Source organism: Micromonospora sp. NPDC005806, assembly GCF_042871425.1.
In the GTDB taxonomy this organism is placed as follows: domain Bacteria; phylum Actinomycetota; class Actinomycetes; order Mycobacteriales; family Micromonosporaceae; genus Micromonospora.
This window is the reverse complement of the sequence record NZ_JBIAIL010000024.1, coordinates 24,656-42,979: the sequence shown is the minus strand read 5'-3', so window position 1 is coordinate 42,979 and position 18,324 is coordinate 24,656. Positions and strand designations below refer to the sequence as shown.

14 protein-coding genes are annotated in these 18,324 nt (G+C 75.7%); 5 read left to right on the top strand and 9 right to left on the bottom strand.

Annotation, left to right across the window (positions count from 1 at the left end):
* Positions 1 to 14: 14 nt before the first annotated feature.
* Entirely contained in the window at positions 15 to 1,406 is a 1,392-nt protein-coding gene (lpdA, locus tag ACFYOS_RS23180) for a dihydrolipoyl dehydrogenase (protein ID WP_387145194.1), read from the bottom strand.
* 177 nt (positions 1,407 to 1,583) lie between these two features.
* Here lpdA and ACFYOS_RS23175 point away from each other — a divergent pair, with 177 nt between their 5' ends.
* On the top strand, positions 1,584 to 1,913 hold the full coding sequence (locus ACFYOS_RS23175; RefSeq protein WP_387145191.1) for a hypothetical protein: 330 nt from the start codon (positions 1,584 to 1,586) through the stop codon (positions 1,911 to 1,913).
* Positions 1,914 to 1,973: 60 nt separating this feature from the next.
* Here ACFYOS_RS23175 and ACFYOS_RS23170 read toward each other — a convergent pair whose 3' ends face one another.
* On the bottom strand, positions 1,974 to 3,542 hold the full coding sequence (locus tag ACFYOS_RS23170; RefSeq protein ID WP_387145188.1) for a leucyl aminopeptidase: 1,569 nt from the start codon (positions 3,540 to 3,542) through the stop codon (positions 1,974 to 1,976).
* 163 nt (positions 3,543 to 3,705) lie between these two features.
* Between ACFYOS_RS23170 and gcvT the strand changes: the two genes are divergently transcribed.
* On the top strand, positions 3,706 to 4,836 hold the full coding sequence (gene gcvT / locus ACFYOS_RS23165) for a glycine cleavage system aminomethyltransferase GcvT (protein ID WP_387145185.1): 1,131 nt from the start codon (positions 3,706 to 3,708) through the stop codon (positions 4,834 to 4,836).
* A gap of 76 nt (positions 4,837 to 4,912) precedes the next feature.
* Here the strand turns inward: gcvT and ACFYOS_RS23160 are convergent, their stop codons facing one another.
* Entirely contained in the window at positions 4,913 to 5,218 is a 306-nt protein-coding gene (locus ACFYOS_RS23160; RefSeq protein ID WP_387145182.1) for a putative quinol monooxygenase, read from the bottom strand.
* A 67-nt stretch (positions 5,219 to 5,285) separates the two neighbouring features.
* On the opposite strand from ACFYOS_RS23160, the gene ACFYOS_RS23155 reads away from it, so the two are divergent.
* Entirely contained in the window at positions 5,286 to 5,621 is a 336-nt protein-coding gene (locus ACFYOS_RS23155) for a winged helix-turn-helix transcriptional regulator (protein ID WP_387145179.1), read from the top strand.
* Positions 5,622 to 5,628: 7 nt separating this feature from the next.
* Here the strand turns inward: ACFYOS_RS23155 and ACFYOS_RS23150 are convergent, their stop codons facing one another.
* The 4 genes from ACFYOS_RS23150 to ACFYOS_RS23135 form a co-directional block, all read right to left on the bottom strand.
* Entirely contained in the window at positions 5,629 to 6,921 is a 1,293-nt protein-coding gene (locus tag ACFYOS_RS23150) for a DUF2314 domain-containing protein (RefSeq protein ID WP_387145374.1), read from the bottom strand.
* 64 nt (positions 6,922 to 6,985) lie between these two features.
* The gene (gene cobS / locus ACFYOS_RS23145; RefSeq protein WP_387145176.1) at positions 6,986 to 7,759 is read right to left on the bottom strand and encodes an adenosylcobinamide-GDP ribazoletransferase; all 774 of its coding nucleotides are present in this window, start codon (positions 7,757 to 7,759) and stop codon (positions 6,986 to 6,988) included.
* Positions 7,749 to 9,677 (bottom strand): bifunctional adenosylcobinamide kinase/adenosylcobinamide-phosphate guanylyltransferase, encoded by a 1,929-nt coding sequence (locus tag ACFYOS_RS23140; RefSeq protein ID WP_387145173.1) that lies wholly within the window; start codon positions 9,675 to 9,677, stop codon positions 7,749 to 7,751. Before ACFYOS_RS23140 ends, cobS begins: the two co-directional genes overlap by 11 nt.
* A gap of 74 nt (positions 9,678 to 9,751) precedes the next feature.
* Positions 9,752 to 11,893, bottom strand: coding sequence for a protein kinase (locus tag ACFYOS_RS23135; protein WP_387145170.1), 2,142 nt, complete (start codon positions 11,891 to 11,893; stop codon positions 9,752 to 9,754).
* Between the two features lie 145 nt (positions 11,894 to 12,038).
* Between ACFYOS_RS23135 and ACFYOS_RS23130 the strand changes: the two genes are divergently transcribed.
* Together ACFYOS_RS23130 and ACFYOS_RS23125 are read left to right on the top strand one after the other, a co-directional pair.
* Complete coding sequence (locus ACFYOS_RS23130; protein ID WP_387145167.1) at positions 12,039 to 12,239, top strand: hypothetical protein; 201 nt, start codon at positions 12,039 to 12,041, stop codon at positions 12,237 to 12,239.
* Positions 12,239 to 13,036, top strand: a complete 798-nt coding sequence (locus ACFYOS_RS23125; RefSeq protein WP_387145165.1) for a site-2 protease family protein — start codon at positions 12,239 to 12,241, stop codon at positions 13,034 to 13,036. Before ACFYOS_RS23130 ends, ACFYOS_RS23125 begins: the two co-directional genes overlap by 1 nt.
* A 48-nt stretch (positions 13,037 to 13,084) precedes the next feature.
* Here the strand turns inward: ACFYOS_RS23125 and ACFYOS_RS23120 are convergent, their stop codons facing one another.
* Both ACFYOS_RS23120 and ACFYOS_RS23115 read right to left on the bottom strand, forming a co-directional pair.
* The gene (locus ACFYOS_RS23120; protein WP_387145163.1) at positions 13,085 to 14,083 is read right to left on the bottom strand and encodes an aldo/keto reductase family protein; all 999 of its coding nucleotides are present in this window, start codon (positions 14,081 to 14,083) and stop codon (positions 13,085 to 13,087) included.
* Positions 14,084 to 14,147: 64 nt separating this feature from the next.
* Positions 14,148 to 18,308, bottom strand: a complete 4,161-nt coding sequence (locus tag ACFYOS_RS23115; RefSeq protein WP_387145160.1) for a WG repeat-containing protein — start codon at positions 18,306 to 18,308, stop codon at positions 14,148 to 14,150.
* Positions 18,309 to 18,324 lie beyond the last annotated feature (16 nt).

The window sequence follows — 18,324 nt, the reverse complement described above, 5'->3', positions numbered from 1 at the left end:
CGCGGTTGTCGTGGTCAGGCGTGCGCGTGCAGCGGCTTGCCGGCGAGGGCCAGGTGCGCCTCGCCCAGGGCCTCGGTCTGCGACGGGTGGGCGTGGATGAGCTGCGCCACCTCCGCCGGGTACGCCTCCCAGTTGTAGATGAGCTGCGCCTCGCCGATCAGCTCACCGACCCGGGCGCCGACCATGTGCACGCCGACCACCGGGCCGTCCTCGACCCGGACCAGCTTCACGTGGCCGGCGGTCTTGAGGATCTGGCTCTTGCCGTTGCCGCCCAGGTTGTAGTTGTAGGTCTTGATCTTGTCGGCGCCGTACTGCTCCTTGGCCTTCGCCTCGGTCAGGCCGACCGACGCCAGCTCCGGGTCGCAGTAGGTGACCCGCGGGATGCCGGCCTCGTCGATCACGGCCGGGGTCTGGCCGGCGATCTCCTCGGCGACGAAGATGCCCTGCTGGAAGCCGCGGTGCGCGAGCTGCAGGCCGGGCACGATGTCGCCGACCGCGTAGACGTTCGGCACGCTGGTGCGCAGCCGCTCGTCGGTCAGCACGAAGCCGCGGTCCATCTTGACGCCCTGCTCCTGGTAGCCGAGGTTGGCGGTGTTCGGGCCGCGGCCGACGGCGACCAGCAGCAGCTCGGCCTCGACGGTGTCGCCGCCCTGGATGGTCAGCCTGACGCCGTTCTCGGTCTTCTCGACCTTCTCGAACGGCTTGCCGACCTTGAAGTTGATCTTCCGCTTGCGGAAGGCCCGCTCCAGCGCCTTCGAGGACTCCTCGTCCTCGGCCGCGACCAGGCGGGGCAGCGCCTCGACGATGGTCACGTCGACGCCGAAGGACTTCCACACGCTGGCGAACTCGACGCCGATCACGCCGCCGCCGAGCACGATCACCGAGGACGGGACCCGGTCCATGACCAGGGCGTGGTCGCTGGTGATGATCCGCTCGCCGTCGATCTCCAGGCCGGGCAGGCTCTTTGCGTACGAGCCGGAGGCCAGGACGATGTTGCGGCCGGTGTAGCGCTTGCCGTCCACCTCGACGACGTTCTTCCCGACCAGCTTGCCGTGGCCCTCGACGATGGTGATCGCCTTGTTGCTCTTGAGCATCCCCTGCAGGCCCTTGTAGAGCCGGGCGATCACGCCGTCCTTGTACGAGTTGACGGCGGCCATGTCGATTCCGACCAGCTCGGCCTTGACGCCGAACTGCTCCGACTCGCGGGTCTGGTCGGCGATCTCGGCGGCGTGCAGCAGGGCCTTGGTCGGGATGCAGCCGTTGTGCAGGCAGGTGCCCCCGAGCTTGCCCTTCTCGATCAGGGCGACGGAGAGGTCCAGTTGGGCGGCACGCAGCGCCGCCGCGTAGCCGCCGCTACCACCTCCGAGGATGACGATGTCGAAGGTTGCGTCGTTCGGCTCGCTCACGTCCAACTCCCAGGTCGCGTCGCTGCATCGGGGGTTACGGCGGAGTAACAGGCACACCCCACCTCGGTCATCTTGTCACCACCGGGGACCGGGCGCGTAGTGAGGTGCCCAACGACACGTCGCCGACACGTACGCTTGGCACCGTCTTCGATGACGTACGGGGGAGGAGTGGGTCTGGTGGGGCTGTTCCGACGACGCAAGCGGACGGGCGCGGTGAGTCGCGACCGGGCCGCCGACCGCGCCGATCTGGACCACCTTGAGAACTTCGTCCGCACCCGGCGGGGGGTCGAGGCGTACCTGGAACCCCGGACCACCGTCACCGAGACCACGATCATGCTGATCGCCGACGACGGCGAGTGGACCCGGCGCCGGATCGGCGGCCCCGAGGAGGCCCGCCGCTTCGCGCACCGGATCGCCATCCCGATCTACGACGTCCGCCTGATGGGCTACCCGCAGCGGATGCGCGACTACAACGAACGCCGCAAGCGCCGCCCCGAACTGTTCTGAGCCGGACACGCGGACGGGGCGCCCCCGGAAAGGGGGCGCCCCGTCGTCGCGGTGACCTCGTCAGCCGTTGGCGGCGACGTCGTCGACCAGGTGGAGCAGGGTACGGACCGGGACGCCGGTGCCGCCCTTGGTCCAGTAGCCGGTCGGCTCGCCGGAGTGGTAGCCGGGGCCCGCGATGTCGATGTGCGCCCAGGCCACGTCGTCGGTGACGAACTCGCGCAGGAACACCCCGCCCTGGAGCATGTGACCGGCCCGGTCCATCACCGCGTTGACCTGCGAGATGTCCGCGACCTCGGAGTCCATGCCCTTGCGCACGTCGTCCGGCAGCGGCATCGGCCAGGCCGGCTCGCCGGTCGCCTCACCGGCGGCCTTCACCCGCTCGCACAGCTCCGGGGTGCCCATCACGCCGGCGATCTTCTTGCCCAGCGCGATCACCTGGCCGCCGGTCAGCGTGGAGGTCTCGAACAGGTAGTCCGCGCCGTCCTCGCAGGCCCGGGCGACGGCGTCGGCCAGGATCATCCGGCCCTCGGCGTCGGTGTTGAGCACCTCCACCTTCTTGCCGTTGTACATGCTGATCACGTCGCCCGGCCGGTAGCTGGTGCCCGACGGCATGTTCTCCGCCATCGGCAGGTAGCCGGTGACCGCCACGGACGGCTTGAGCGCCGCCACCGCCAGCATGGCCGCGCCGACCGCCGCCGCGCCGGCCATGTCGGACTTCATCTCCCACATGCCCTGGGCCGGCTTGATCGAGATGCCGCCGGTGTCGAAGGTGATGCCCTTGCCGACCAGCGCGACCCGCTTGCCGCTGCCGCCGCCCTCCGGCGTGTAGGTGAGCTTGACCAGGCGCGGCGGGGCCTCGGAGCCCTGGCCGACGGCGAGGATGCCGCCGTAGCCACCCGACTTCAGCGCCGCCTCGTCCAGCACCTCGACGCCGAGCCCGGCCTCCCGGGCGGCGGCGGCCACGGCCTCGGCGAACGCCGGCGGACGCAGCTCGTTCGGGGCGGTGTTGACCCAGTCCCGGCTGGTCAGCACCGCGCCGGCCACCGCCTGGGCCCGGGTGACCTCCGCCGTGGCGGTCGCGTCCGCGGCGTCGGGGACCGCGACCAGCACCTCGGCCACCGGCTCCCGCCGGGTCGGCTGCGGCTTGGTCTTGTAGCCGGCGAACCGGTAGCCGCCGAGCAGCGCGCCCTCGGCGACCGCGCGCAGCGCGGCCGGGGCGTCGGCGTCATCGGGCAGCGGCAGGGCGAGCGCGACGCGCGACGCGCCGGCCAGGGCGCGCACCACCGCGCCGGCGGCCCGGCGCAGGGTCTCCGGCGCGGGGGCGGCGCCGGTCGGCTCGGGACCGAGCCCGACGGCGGCGACCACCGGCGCGGTGACCGTGCCCAGTGTGGCCAGCTTGATCACCTCGCCGGGGCTGCCCGTCGCGCCGAGCAGGGCCAGCGTCTCGGTCAGCTTGCCGTCGAACGCCGCGGCGATGCTCTCGGCGCCGCTGGCCAGCAGCAGGGCGGCGGCGGGTGAGCCGGACTCCTGCTCGGCGGTCTGGCTGTGCACGCCGATCACGATCGCGTCGACGGCGAGTTCGGCGGGGTCGGTGTCGACCAGGCTGAGGGTGGTGCGGGGCGATGTCACTGAAGCTACTCCGGGCGGGCCGGGCCGGCCGCGTCGTGGCGTACCGGCGATGAAGGTCTCCGGCGGCAACCTACCCGCCGGACGCGTGGCTGTCCCGCCGATGCAACTCCGACGGGTCCCGCCGATGCTAACCAGGCGCTCAGGTGACGGTAAGTTGCCACCCATGACCGAGGTGACCTCCGCCGCCGCCGCGACCCGGCTGCGCCGTTCCCCCCTGCACGAGCGACACACCGCGCTCGGTGCCAAGTTCGCCCCGTTCGGGGGTTGGGAGATGCCGCTGGAGTACGCCGGTGGCGGTGTGCTCAAGGAGCACACGGCGGTGCGTACCGGGGTGGGCGTCTTCGACGTCTCGCACCTGGGCAAGGCCCGGATCTCCGGGCCGGGCGCCGCCGACTTCGTCAACGCCTGCCTCAGCAACGACCTCGGCCGGATCGGCCCCGGCAAGGCGCAGTACACGCTCTGCTGCGACGACGCCACCGGCGGTGTGGTGGACGACATCATCGCCTACCTGTACGCGGACGACCACGTCTTCCTCGTCCCGAACGCGGCCAACACGGCCGAGGTGGTCCGCCGGCTGCGCGCCGCCGCGCCGGCCGGCGTGGACGTCACCGACGAGCACGAGGCGTACGCCGTCCTCGCGGTGCAGGGGCCGCGCTCGGCGGAGCTGCTCGGCGCGCTCGGCCTGCCCACCGAACACGACTACATGAGCTTCTCGGCCGCCTCACTGGACGGCGTGGAGCTGACCGTGTGCCGCACCGGCTACACCGGCGAGCTGGGCTACGAGCTGGTCGTCGCGGCCGAGCACGCGCTGGCCGTCTGGGACGCGCTCTTCGCCGCCGGCGAGGCGTTTGAGCTGCGGGCCTGCGGGCTGGCCGCGCGGGACACCCTGCGCACCGAGATGGGGTACCCGCTGCACGGGCAGGACCTCTCCCTGGAGATCACCCCGGTGCAGGCCCGCTCCGGCTGGGCGGTGGGCTGGGACAAGCCGGCCTTCTGGGGCCGGGACGTGCTGCTCGCCGAGAAGGCCGCCGGTCCGCGGCGTACGCTGCGCGGGCTGGAGGCGGTCGACCGGGCGATCCCGCGCCCAGGCATGGCCGTGTACGCCGGCGACCAGCAGGTCGGCACCGTCACCAGCGGCACGTTCAGCCCGACGAAGAAGCAGGGCATCGCCCTTGCCCTCATCGACACCGACCCCAAGTTCCCCGACGGCGAGACCCTCGAGGTCGACATCCGCGGCCGCCGCGCCCAGATGCGCCTGACCCGACCCCCCTTCGTCCAGCCCTCCGTCCGCTGAGTTTCGCGTTGATCAAGGAGTTTGCGTCAGGATCCGGCCCTCCGGAGACGCAAACTCCTTGATCAACTCGGCTGGGTCAGGAGGCGGAGGTCACCTCGGTGGGGGTGTAGTGGCGCATCTCCTCGATGTCGTTGACGTAGGGGCGGATCTCGCGGAAGAAGGCCGGGAAGTGCGGGCCGGTGCGGAAGCGCCGGAGGTGGTCCTCAGCCGACGCCCAACGAATCCGCAGGACGTACGCGGCCGGGTCCTCGACGCAGCGGCTCAGCTCGTAGCCGAGGCACTCGGGCGCGGCGTCCAGCGCCCGCGCCGCCCGGGCGTACGCCGGCACGAACTCCGCCTGCCGTTCGGCCGGTACCCGGTACCTGATGTACTCGACGATCATGCCCACCAGCCCACACCGGGGCCGGCGTTTGCTCAAGTACGCACTTTCCGGTGAGTAGGGGGACCGCGTGCCCAGGCGCTACCACTGTGCGGTGGAGGTGGCCGTCGACGTGATCGGCGGCCGCTGGCGCCCGGTGATCCTCGCCCACCTCAAGGAGGGCGTGCACCGCTACGGCGAGCTGCGTCGCCGGATGCCGGACGTCAGCGAGAAGATGCTCGTCCAGCGGCTGCGCGAGCTGGAGGCGGAGGGCCTGGTCGCCCGGCACGACCTCGGCACCGTGAAGGCCCCGCACGTCGAGTACCACCTCACCGAGGAGGGGCGCAGCGTCGTCCCGGTGCTGGCGGCGCTGCACGCCTGGGGGCTGGCCCGGGCCGCCCGGACCGGCACCTTGATCGAGCCCTGAGGCCGGCTCAGTCGACGGTGGGCGGCTCGCCGGCGTCCAGGACGGCCTGGGTCCACCCACCCTCGAGCACTCCGGACCCGTCGAGGACGGCCCAGTCGACGACGTCGGACGCCTCCACCACCACCGGCGCGCCGATCCGCACCGTCGGGTCGCTGGCGGCGTCGCTGGCGCTGGCGCCGACGATCCGTTCCGCCTCGTCCCACGAGGTCACCCCGGCCCAGACGAACTCCGGACCGTCGTCGCCGGGCAGCCCGTACTTGACCACGAGCTGGGTATCGGCGGGGAGCCGGCCGGCGAGGAAGCGGGCGCGGATGTCGCCCAGCCCCTCGCGGGCCGTGGCGATCGCCCGGCTCATCGCGTCGCCCGGGCGGGCGTACCGGACGTCCGGCTGGATGCCGCTGAACAGGGTGGCGCAGGCGGCGGCGAAGTAGCGGCCGGGCGGGCCCGGGTGGCCCGGCGGCGGACGCAGGGTGAGGAACGAGTCGGCGTCCGGGTCGGTCGCCGGGTCCAGCTCCAGCGCCAGCAGGACCGGTGCCGTCGCGCCGTGCTGCTCCGGATTGCCGTACGCCACCGCGATGTCGTGCCCGGTCACCGTGGCCAGCACCGGGAGCTGCACGAACGCCGGCACCTCCTCGCCGGCCAGCCCCTCGGTCCAGTCCCGCAGCAGCCGCCGTGCGGCGCCGGTCATCACCGCGCCCCAGGCCCGGGTCAGATGGTCCGGCACCCCCTGGGCCTGCAACTCCAGCAGCCCGAACCGGCGCAGCCCCTTGGTGGTGAACCAGAGCCCGTCGGCGTCCGACGAGTACGGCACCAGCACCCAGTCGACCAGCCGGATCCGGCCCTGCTCGTCGGGGAGCGAGCGCAGCGCGGCCGCCGGGTCGAGGAACTGCAGGCCGAAGACGTCCACCACGTCCCCGTCGACCGTTTCCGCGACCGCCGCGGCCACCGCCCGGGCCGCCCACTCGTGCGCCGGCGGCCAGCCCGGCCGGTATTCGGCCTGGACCACCACCAGGTGCGTGGCGGCGGCCAGCCGGGCCAACTGGTCCTCGGTGGCGCCGAACGCGGTGAGCAGGTCCGGCGGCAGCTCGGGGAACTCGCTGATCGGCCGGGTGTCGACGCTCATCAGCGGGCTGTCCAGCATCTGCTTCGCCAGCCCGTGCACCGGCTCGGCGAGCCGCCCGGCCAGGCCCGCCACGGCGGTCTTGGGGCTGACCTTCGGCAACCCGGTGATGGGCACCAGATAGGTCGCGTCCAGCGACTCCGGGACCGGTACGGGCAGGAAGTCGTCCGTGATGAGCATGCCGTCCCCCTCGACACCGCCGGTGCTGTCGTTCACGAACGCTACCCGCCTGGACGGGTGGCGCTCAGGCGGACAGCACCAGTCCCAGGTAGGACAGCGTGGTGACGATCTCCACGGTGGCCCCGAGCACGTCCCCGGTGATCCCGCCGAGCCGCCGTACCACGTGCCGGAGCAGCCCCGCCGCGACGGCGAGCGCGGCGAGGACGGCGAGCGGGCCCTGCCACGGGCGGTCCGGCACCGCCGGCACGGCCAGCAGCGCCACGGCCGCCGTGCCGGCCACCAGCGCGCCGGGCCCCACCGTGCCGGCCACCAGCGCGCCCAGCCCCTCCGGCCGGGCGGCCGGCACGCCGCGCCGGCAGGCCAGGGCCACGCCGAGCCGGCCGGCCGCCGCCGCGGCGACCACCGCCGCCAGCGCCGCCGGTCGGGACCGCCCGGCCAGCTCCGCGAGCACCGCCGCCTGGAGCAGCAGTACGACCACCAGCGCGACCACGCCGAACGGGCCGACGTCCGGCTTCTTCATGATCTCCAGCGCCGCCGCCCCACGCCGGTACGACCCCAGCGCGTCCACCGTGTCGGCCAGCCCGTCCAGGTGCAGGCCCCGGGTGAGCAGCGCGCCGACACCGACGGTGACGCCGGCCGCGACCAGCGGCGGTGTGAGCGCGGCGGTCAGCAGCAGCACTCCGGCGAGCAGGGCACCGAGCAGCGCCCCGACCGCCGGGGCGAGCGCCATCGCGGCGCCCGCCACGTCCCGGTCGACCCGGCCGGCCCGCACCGGCAGCGTGGTGAAGGTGGTGACCGCCAGCCGGAGCCCGGCGACGAGGCGCGATTCAGTCGGCACGCCGGCCGGGGTGGACCGGCTCCTCCGGCCCGGTCGTGGCGGGCCCGGGACCGGCCGGCTCCGGCTCGCTGAACTCCGGCTCGGCGAACTCCGGCTCGGTGGTGGTCGGCCCCGGTCCCGCCGGCTCGGGCTCGCCGAAGTCCTCGTCGTCCTCGCCGCCGCCCAGCGCCGGGTGCACCGGCAGAGTGGCGGCGAGCGACAGCACCGAGCGCAGCAGCGGCAGGGTGGCCAGCGCGGTGGTCCCCTCGCCCAGGTCGAGCCGCAGGTCCACCAGCGGGGTCAGACCCAGCACGTCGGCGGCGAGCCGCACCGCGGGCTGCCCGCCGTGGTCGGGCAGCAGGCACCAGTGCCGGGCCTGCCCGGCCAGGTCCCGGCTGACCATGCCGGCGGCGACACCGACCGGCCCGTCCAGCAGCACCGGGACCCGCCGGGCGGTCGCGCCCAGCAGCACGCCGGTGGCCACCGCGACGTCGCCGCCGCCCAGCTCCGCCAGCACGTCCTTGGCCTCCCGCGAGGAACGCCGGGTGCGGTGCAGTGCGTCCCGGACCGCCGCGCAGCGGACCATCCAGGCCGCGTCGTCGATCTCGCCGTGCGCGGTCACCACCCGGCCCAGCACCGCCGGGGGTTCCGCGCCGGCCGTGGCCGCCAGCACCGCCGCCGCGGCCGCCTCGGTGCCGGCGCCGCACGCCGCCAGCACCAGCAGCTGTACGCCCGCGTCGGCGGCCTGCTCGGCCAGCCGCCAGCCGTACCGCAGGGCCGCCTCGACCTGGTCGGCGGTGAGCGCCGGCCCGTCCTCGATGGCCTCGGACGTGGGCGCCTCGACCACCTGGAGGCTGGCCCCGCTCTCGGCCGCCAGCCGGGCGAGCGCGCCCTTGCCGGCGCGCGCCTGCCGGGCGCGGCGGGCCGACTCGCCGGGCACCGCGCCGGCCGACGCCCCGCCGGCGTGGTCGCAGTGCACCAGCAGCACCCGGATCGACGCCCACGGCGCGGGGGTCGTGGTGCCCTGGGTGGCGGCGGCGAAGCCGACCACCCGTTCCAGCACGCCGAGGCCGGCGCCGGGGACGTCCAGCGTGGCGAGCCGGTCGACGGCCTGCGGGCCCGCGTAGTCGTCGGGCATCGGCAGTTCCATGCCGGGCTGGATGACCAGGCCGGTGGCGACCATCGGCAGCGCCATGGTCGGGGCGGCCCAGGTGGTGCCCTGCGCCGCCGCAGTGGGGGTGGGCGCGGGTGGCACGGCCGGGGTCAGCACCTCGGGCAGGGGCTCCGGCGTCGCCACCGTCTCGTCGGCCGGCTCCCGGGCGCCGCCGTCGAGCGCGGGAGAGGCCGCCGCGAGCGCGCTGGGCGACGGCTGGCCCGGGACCGGCGGCGCGCCGGCCGGCTTCAGCCAGGCGGGCTGGCCGGCCACCACGAGGACGACCGCGTCGCAGGCGTCGGCGACCGCACGGTTGGTCGCGCCGAGCGCGTCGGTGAACGCCCGCCCCAGCGGGGTGGTCGGCACCAGGGAGAGCCCCACCTCGGGGGTGACCAGCACCAACCGGGCGGCGCTCGCCCGCACCGCCGCCGCCAGCTCGGCGATGGTGGCGGTGTCGTCGGCGGGCTGGTGCGCCGGGTCGAGCAGCACGGTCACCCAGCCGCCCAGATCGTCGACGAGCAGCGTCTCGTTCGGCTCCGCCCCGGCGATCACGTCGGCCAGCCGGCGCGGATCCGCCGCGGTCTCCTCGGTGGTCCAGCTCCCCGGCCGACGGGCGCGGTGCGCCGCCAGGCGGGTCGCCCACTCGGTGTCCTCCGGATCCCCATCCGGGGCGGTGGCCACGTACCGGACCGTGGGCGCGTCGGCGACCAGCGATTCCGCGAACTCGGACTTGCCGGATCGGATACCGCCGAGCACCAGGAGCGTGTTCCACCCGTCAACGGACATGCCCGTACCTTAAGGCCGTCCGGCCGGTCGCCGCCCGCCGGCCCGGGCGGCGACCGACCGATGACCCGGCCCGGTCAACCGCAGTGCTCGAACGGGCTGCCGTAGCTGGCCCCGCCGGTCGACCCGCCCCACTTCACGCAGACGCCGGCGGCGCTGGCCCGCACCGGCCCGGCGTAGTACTTGTACGCCGCGCTGTCGGTGTTCCGGGCCTTCCCCTGCACCTCCAGGTACGTGGACACGGTGGTGGCCCGGCCGACGTCGGTGTCCTTCATCGTGACCACGCAGTTGGCCCCGCTGGTGGTGTTGTAGAGCAGGTAGACCCGGCCCTTGCGGACCCCGTTCGCGGTCAGCGTCGCCGAGTCGACCACCTGGTAGCCGCTGCCGCACACCTGCTTGGCGGTGTACGGGTTGGGCTGCTGCGGGGCGGCGGAGCTGGTCGTCGGCGCCGGCCCCGGCGCCCCGGTGCTGCCGCCGGTCGGCGCCGGCCCGCCGGTCGACGGGCCCGTGGTCACCGCCGAGCGGCTCGGCGCGGCCGACGGCGACCGCCCGTCCCGCCCGGTACGGCTGGGTGCGGCGGTGGGCGGTTCGCCGGTGGCCAGCGGCTCGGTGCCGGGCGGGTCGGCGACCGCGGACTCCCCGGCCAGGGCGGCGGGGCGCTGCCCCGGGTTGGGGTCGTCGGAGTGGCGCAGCGCCGTCACGCTCACCGCGATCACCACCGCGACGAGGACGACCGCGGCCGTGCCGGCCAGGGCGATCACCCGCCCACGTCCCGGACGGCGGCCCGCCGACTCCTCCAGCGTCGGCGGCACCCCGGAACCGGCGTGCCGGTCCTGCTCCGGCCCGTACCCGCCGGGGCGCGGGCCGGCGCCGCCGACCGACCCGGCCGGGCCGGCGGTGGGCTGGGGGTACGGCGCGGCCGGTGGCGGGGCGAACCCGGCCGGGCCACCGAAGCCGGCACCCGGGCCCGGGGCGGCCCAGCCGGGCGCGAAGCCCTGCGCGGCGCCGCCGCTCGCCGGGCCGGAACCGGCCACGTTGCCGCCGGTCGCCGGGCCGGAACCGGCCACGTTGCCGCCGGTCGCCGGGCCGGAACCGGCCACGTTGCCGCCGGTGGCCGGGCCGGTGCCCACCGGGCTCGGTCCGCGGGCGTCAGGGGCGGAGCCGGGCGCGGGATTCGCGCCGCTCGGGCGATCGACCGCGGAAACCGGGGCCGGGCTGGCGGCGGAAGCGGGAAGCGGGTGGCCGCCGGACGGCGTACCGCCAGGTTGGCACGGGGTGGCCGGGCCGGGAGCGGCCGGCGGGCCGGGCGTGGGCAGTGCGGCGGGCCCGGGGACGGCCGGGCCGGCCACCGCCCACGGCGGGCGGGGCGGGACCGGCAGCCGGGCCAGGGTGACGTCCCGGGCGTCCTGGGCCGCCTCGGCCATGGCGAGCCCGCTCGGGTAGCGGTCGCCGGCGCGCTTCGCCAGCGACCGGCGGACCACCTCGACCACCGCCGGGGGCGTGCCCTGCGGGAGCGGCGGCGGCTCGTCCTGGACGTGCCGCATGGCCACCTGGAGCGGGTTGTCGCCCTCGAACGGCGGCCGGCCGGCGAGGCAGAAGTACGCGACCACGCCGAGCGCGTACACGTCGGTGGCGGCCGAGACGGGCTGGCCGGCGGCCTGCTCCGGCGACATGTACGACGCGGTGCCGAGCACCATGTGCGCCGCGGTGATCCCGGCCATGGTGCTGGCCCGGGCGATGCCGAAGTCGACCAGCACCACCGTGCCGTCCCGCTTGACCAGCAGGTTCCCCGGCTTGACGTCGCGGTGGACGATCCCGGCGAGATGGGCGGTGTGCAGCGCCTGGGCGGCCTGCGCCACGACCGACATGGTCGACGCCGGGTCGAGCCGGCCGGCCCGCCGGATCCAGGTCACCAGCGGTTCGCCGTCGACGTACTCCATCACGAGGTAGCTGACCTGGCTGCCGTCGGCGAGCGTGGCGGAGCCGAAGTCGTGCACCTGCACGATGCCGGGGTGGCGCAGCGCGGCCAGCATCCGGGCCTCGGCGTGGAATCGGGTGGTGAACTCCGGGTCGGCGACCAGTGACGGCAGCAGCACCTTCACCGCGACCGCACGATCCAACAGGGTGTCGGTGCATTTCCAGACGGCACCCATGCCGCCCGTCGCGATGCGTTCGCTCAGCAGATAGCGGTCGCTGAGCACCACTCCTTGAGTCAGCACCGGGTCACCGTACCGGCCGCCCGGCGCGCCCATGATCCAGCGGTGGCCCCGTCCGGCCCGTGGGGGCCGGACCGTTCCGCGCCCGGCCGACTACGCTTGCGGAGGTTTCGTCCCAGGGGACGACGGCGGCGAGGGGAGACGCGGCATGGCGTGGAGCTGGCGGTACGAGGGCGTGAACGGCGAGTCGGCCGAGGGGCCGGCCGAGTCGTTCGGCAGCCAGGCGGACGCCGAGTCGTGGATCGGCCAGGCCTGGCGGGAGCTCGCGGCGACCGGCGTCACCTCCGTCGCGCTCGTCGAGGACGACCGGGTGGAGTACCGGATGAGCCTGCTGCCCGCGGCGGAATGATGATGGGCTACGACCGGCCGGGCGATCCGCTGGTGCTCGGGGTGCCCCGGGCGGCGTTCCGGCCCAGCCCGATCTTCCTCGCCCTGGCCGCGCTCTTCGTGACCAGCGGGGTGATGATCTGGCAGGGGTTCGGCAACGTCCGCTTCGACGTGTTCCTCTTCGTGGTCTCCGGCTGGCTGGTCTCGCTCTGCCTGCACGAGTACGCGCACGCGGTGGTCGCGTACCGGGCCGGGGACCGGGACATCGCGCACCGGGGCTACCTGACGCTCAACCCGCTCAAGTACACCAACCCGCTGCTGTCCATCGTGCTGCCGGTGGTCGTGGTGCTGCTCGGCGGCATCGGCCTGCCCGGCGGCGCGGTCTGGGTGGATCGGCACGCCATTCCCGGCCGGCTGCGGCACACCCTGGTCAGCCTGGCCGGCCCGGCCACCAACGTGCTGTTCACCCTGGTCCTGGTGGTGGCGCTGCGGATCGGGCTCGGCGCCGGCGGGCCGATCGAGTTCTGGGCCGGCGTGGGCCTGCTGGCGTTCCTCCAGCTCACCGCCAGCGTGCTCAACCTCCTGCCGGTGCCCGGCCTGGACGGCGGCAACATGATCCAGCCGTGGCTCAGCCCGGCGTACCGCCGGATGTACGACCTGTTCGCCCCGTTCGGGTTCATCCTGCTCTTCGCCCTGCTGTGGAACCCGCGGATCGGCGGCTGGTTCTTCGGCGCGATCTTCAGCGTCGCGGACCTGCTGGGCCTGCCCCCGGAGCTGTACGTCGCCGGGTTGCACCTGATCCGTTTCTGGCAGGGCTGAGCGGCCCGGTCCGGCCGGCGCCACCGCGCCGGCCGGACCGGGGAGCGCTCACGGGCGCTGGGCGGGGGACTCGGTCTTCGCCGGGTCCCGCTCGGTGATCGGCTCGACGATCTCGTCGATGGCCTTGAGCAGGTCGGCGTCGAGCTTCACGCCCGCCGCCTTCACGTTGTCGTGCACCTGCTCGGGGCGGGACGCGCCGACGATCGCCGAGGAGACGTTCGGGTTCTGCAGCACCCAGGCGATGGCCAGCTGCGGCATGGTCAGCCCGGCCTGGTCCGCGAGGGGCTTGAGCCGCTGCACCCGGGTCAGCACCTCGTCGGTCAGGAACCTGGCGATGAACCCGGCACCCGACTTCTCGTCGGTGGCCCGGGACCCGGCCGGCGCCGGCTGGCCCGGCAGGTACTTGCCGGAGAGCACGCCCTGGGCCATCGGCGACCAGACGATCTGGCCGACGCCCAGCTCCTCGCTGGTCGGGATCACCTCGGCCTCGATGACCCGCCACAGCATCGAGTACTGCGGCTGGCTGGAGACCAGCGGGATACGCAGTTCGCGGGCGAGCTGGTGGGCCTCGCGGATCTGCGACGCCTTCCACTCGGAGACCCCGATGTAGTGCGCCTTGCCGGAGTGCACGACGTCGGCGAACGCCTCCATCGTCTCCTCCAGCGGGGTGCTGTAGTCGTACCGGTGGGCCTGGTAGAGGTCCACGTAGTCGGTCTGCAGCCGGCGCAGCGAGCCGTTGATCGACTCCATGATGTGCTTGCGGGACAGGCCCCGGTCGTTCCGGCCCGGGCCGGTCGGCCAGTAGACCTTGGTGAAGATCTCCAGCCCTTCCCGCCGCTCGCCCTGCAGCGCGCGGCCCAGCACCTCCTCGGCCTTCGTGCCGGCGTACACGTCCGCGGTGTCGAACGTGGTGATGCCGGTGTCCAGGGCGGCCCGCACGCACGCGGTCGCCGCCTCCTCCTCGACCTGCGAACCGTGGGTGATCCAGTTGCCGTATGAGATCTCGCTGACCATCAGGCCCGAGCGGCCTAGGTGTCGGAATTCCATGCCTCGACCCTAGTCCCGTCCGATCATGGTCACGCCGAGGCGTCTCGCGGATGTGATCCCCGGGTCAGAGCACCGGGCTGGTGTCGGTGAGCAGTTGCTCGATCTCGGCGACCACCGCGGCGCGGCTCGGGTGCACCGGGTCGATCAGCGGCTGGCCCCGCCGGTCCCGCGCGCCCCAGCGGCCCGTGTCGTCGCCGACCAGGAAGGCGACCGGGTGCACGATCAGGACCGAGTACACCGGCGCGACCAGCACCCGGCCGGTCCGGTCCACCACGCCCCGGCGGCCAGCCAGCTCCACCCCGGCCAGGCCCTCCTCGGTGAAGCCGTCCACCTGCCGGCCGTCGGCCAGGGCGGTGGTGAGGCCGTGGTACCGGGTCGGTACGACGACCTGACCGCTCCGGTCGACCGCGCCCCAGCCGCCGTTCTGGCGCACCGCCGCCAGGCCGCCCCGGAACGGCCGTACGTCCTCGAAGCCCGGTGGGATCTTCACGATGTTGGTCGGGTCGACCGCCATCCATCGGCCCTTGCCGTCCATCGACACCCAGGCCAGCCCCTCCGAGAACGAGCCCACCGCCCGGTAGCCGTTGTTCGCCTCGATCAGTGCCACGCCGGTGGTGTCGATCAGCGCCCAGCGGGACGCCTCCGGCAGGCGTACCCAGGCCATCCCCTCCTGGAAGGGCTTCACCTCGGCGTACCGGTGGTCGACCACCAGGTTGCCCTCGGCGTCCGCGAACCCCCAGAGCTCGCGCTCCTCGTCGAGCGTGGGCACCGGGTACCGCTCGCCGCCCAGGATCGTCTCCCGGTCGCGCGGCTTCGGTCCGAAACCGGTGGTCGCGGCCCGCTCGGCGACCGCGTCCAGCGCCAGCTCCGTACGCGCATTCAGCTCCGCGTCGTCACCCTGACGCAGGTCCAGGGCCCGCTCGAGGTGCAGGCACGCCTCGGTCATCCGGCCCTGGTCGTAGCAGCATCGGCCGGCGTGCTCGTGCAGCGCCGCGCGCAGCCGGTCGGGCAGCTCCGGCGAGTTGGCCTCCGCGAAGAGCCGGTCGGCCTCCGCGTACTCGCCCCGCCAGCGCAGCACCTCGGCGAGCCGCGCACGGGCCAGCGCGGTGCGCCGCAACTCGCCGGTGGCGTCCGCGTACGTGAGGGCCAGCCGGGCGTCGGCGAGGGCGTCGTCCAGGTCGCCGAGGATCCGCGACGCCACCGCCCGCAGGCTCAGCAGCCGGGCTCGGCTGCGGTTGTCCAACGCGCTGCCCAGCTTGGTGGTGAGCCCGTCCCGGATCTCGCGCAGCGCCTCCGGGTCCGGAGCCTCCTCGCGCAGCGTCTCCGGGTGCAGCCGCCACCGGACCGTGGCCAGCGCCTGCTCCGGGTCCGGGTCCGGGTCCGCCGGGCGTACCTCCGGTCGCTCGCCCTGCTCCGGCTCCGGTTCGGGGGGCTCGGCGGCCGGCGGCGCGGACCCGGGCGACGTGGCGCTCTCCGCCGGCGACGCGGAGCCCTGTGCCGGCACGGACGCGGTCGGTGCCGGCGGCCCGGAGACCGGTGCCGCCGGCGCGGGCGATGCCACGTTCTCCGCCGGCGGAGCGGGTCGAGCCGGTACGGGGGCGGTCTGCGCCGGCGGTGCGGAGACCGGGCCCGGCGGTGCCGACCCGGGCTGTAGCGATGGCGCGGTGGTCTCGGCCAGCGGCATCGACGCGCGCTCGTCGGCTCGCGCCGGCGCCGGTGCCGGTGGTGACGACGACGCGGACGACTGCCCGGCCAGTTCCGACGCGGGGGTACCGGGTGGGGCGGAATCCGGTGCGGACGGCACCGGTCGGACGGTCGCCGCCGTCGGAAGATCCGGCGCGGCCGGCTCGGGCCCGGAGGGGGTGGCTGGCGCGGCCCGGTCGGAACCGGTGGCCGGTGCCGCGGCGGGCCCCGGCACGGAACCGGCCGGCGACGTGGGGGCCGAGGCCGGCGGTCCGGACCCGGGCCGCTCCGGCGTCGGTGCCGGTGCGGGTGGTGCGTACACGGGGGGCGGGGCCATCCGGTTGGCCGCCGCCGGGCCGGGCGGCGCGGTGGGCGCGGGACGTTCCGCCGCGGGCGGTCCCGGGACCGGCCGGGTGGCGGGCGCTGGACTGCCCGACGAGGGCTGCGCGGATGCTTCGGGGCCCCATGCGGGTGGGGCCGACATCGGTCGTGCGACGGCGGGCGCGGGTCCGGCGGCCGCCGGCTGCCGGGCGGCGTCGGCGGCCGGCGCGGGCGGCCCGGACATCGGCGTCACGGAGGAAGCGCCCGGCGTCGGGACCGATGCCTTGTCCGGCTCGGCGGACGGCGCCACGGCGCGGGCCGGGGCGTGCCCGTCCTCGGCGGGTCGGTCGGTGGCGGCCGCCCGTTCGTGAGCGGACGGGGACCGGCCGACACCGTGGGCGGCGTTCGTCCCCTCGGTGGACGGTGTCGGGGCAGGTCCGGCCGGGCCCTCCGGATCGGCGGTGGGACCAGGCAGGAAGTCCACGCGCAGGCCGGCGGCCGGCGACGCCGAGACGGGTGCCTCCGGCGCGGTCGGTGGTTCGGACCGGTCGCGCGGAGCGGCCTGCGGCTGCGCGGGCATCCCGGAGACCGGCCCGCCGGAGACGGGTGGAGCCGAGACGGGCGGCCCCGAGACGGGTGGCGCCGACACCGGCGGCCCGGTGACCGGCCCGCCCGACACCGGCGCGCTGGAGACCGGGACGCCGGAGACCGGCACGCCCGCGTCCGGGCGGGTCGGGGCGGGCGGCGTCGGCCGGTGCCGCGGCTCGTCGGGCCGGGTACGGGCGGCGGGCTCGACCGGTGGTCGCCAACCGTCGCCGGGACGGGCCGGGCCGGGCTCGGCCGGGCGAGTGGGCCGCTCCTCCGGATGCGGGCGGAATCCGGGCCGCTCCTCCGGGCGGTACCGGTCCTCGGGCCGGGGGCCGACGACCTCGGGGCGGGGAGCGTCGAAGCGAGGGCCGCCGGTCTCGGGGCGCGCACCGTCGTAGCGGGTCGTCGCCTCGTCGGCCGGACGCGGTGGCCGTCCGTCGGGGCCGGGCCGGCCGGGGGCGACCGGCGGTTGGTGCCGCTCGTCGGGCCGGTACGCGGCCGGCTCGGTTCGCGGCCGCCGCTCGACGACGGGCCACTCCTCGGGGCGCGGGCGCGTCGGGTCGCCCGCCGGGCGGTGGGAGTCCCAGCGCTCGTCCGGACCGTGGGCGGCGGGGCGCGGGTCGCCGTACCGGCCTGGCTCGGGGCGCCAGGGGTCCACGGGGCGGCGCTGGCCGTCCGGCGCCTCCCGGTACGCCTCGGCCCGCGCGGCGGCCTCCCGGCGCGGATCGCGCTCGTGCGGCAGGGGACCGTCGAAGCCCGGGTCACGCCGGTCCGCCCGGCGGTCGAGGTCGGGTTCGCGCCGGTCGCGGCGTCCGTCGAAGGCCGGCTCGCGTCGGTCCGCCGGCCGGTCGAAGCCCTGCTCGCGCCGGTCCATCGGGCGGTCGCGACCCGGCTCGCGGCGGTCGCCGTGTCCGTCGAAGGCCGGCTCGCGCCGGTCACCCCACCCGCCGAGCACCGGTTCGCGTCGGTCGACCGGGCCGTCGAAGCCCGGTTCGCGCCGGTCCTGCGGGCCACGTGGCGCCGCGGTGGACCGCCCGTCGGACGTGCCCCGGCGCTGCTCAGGCCGGGCCTGGGAGCGGTGCGGGTACTCGTCGGGCTCCGGGAGCCAGCCGGGCTCGGGCGCGGGGGAGACCGGCCGGTGCGGGCCACCGTCCGGCATCCGCCGGGCCGGCTCGGGGCGTACCCAGCGCTGGTCGTGCCGGTCGTCCCGCCAGGCCGCGGGCTGGTCGCGCTGGTCGTACCGGTCGCCGGGGTGCGGCACCGGGCCGCGGTCGCCGCGTCGGTCCGCCCAGGCCCGCCGCCCGTCGGGATGCGGCTCGTCGGGCCCACGCCGGTCGCCCGGGTACCCGCCGCGGCGCTCGTCGGGGCCGGCCGGGCTCACCGGGTACGCGCCGCGCCGGTCGTCGGGGCCCGCCGGGCTGACCGGGTAGGCGTCTCCCGGTGCGGGGCTGACCGGGTGCACCTCGGCCCGGCCGACCACGGCGGACCGGCCGCGCGGGGCGGGTGGGGTCAGGTGCTCGAGGCCGATGTCGCCCGGGTAGCGCTGCCCCGGGAACTGCGGGCGCCACTCGTGGGTGGGTTCGGCGGCCCAGGACGGTTCGGCCGGCTCGCGCCAGCGGTCCCAGCCACTCATCGGGGCACCCGGTGGC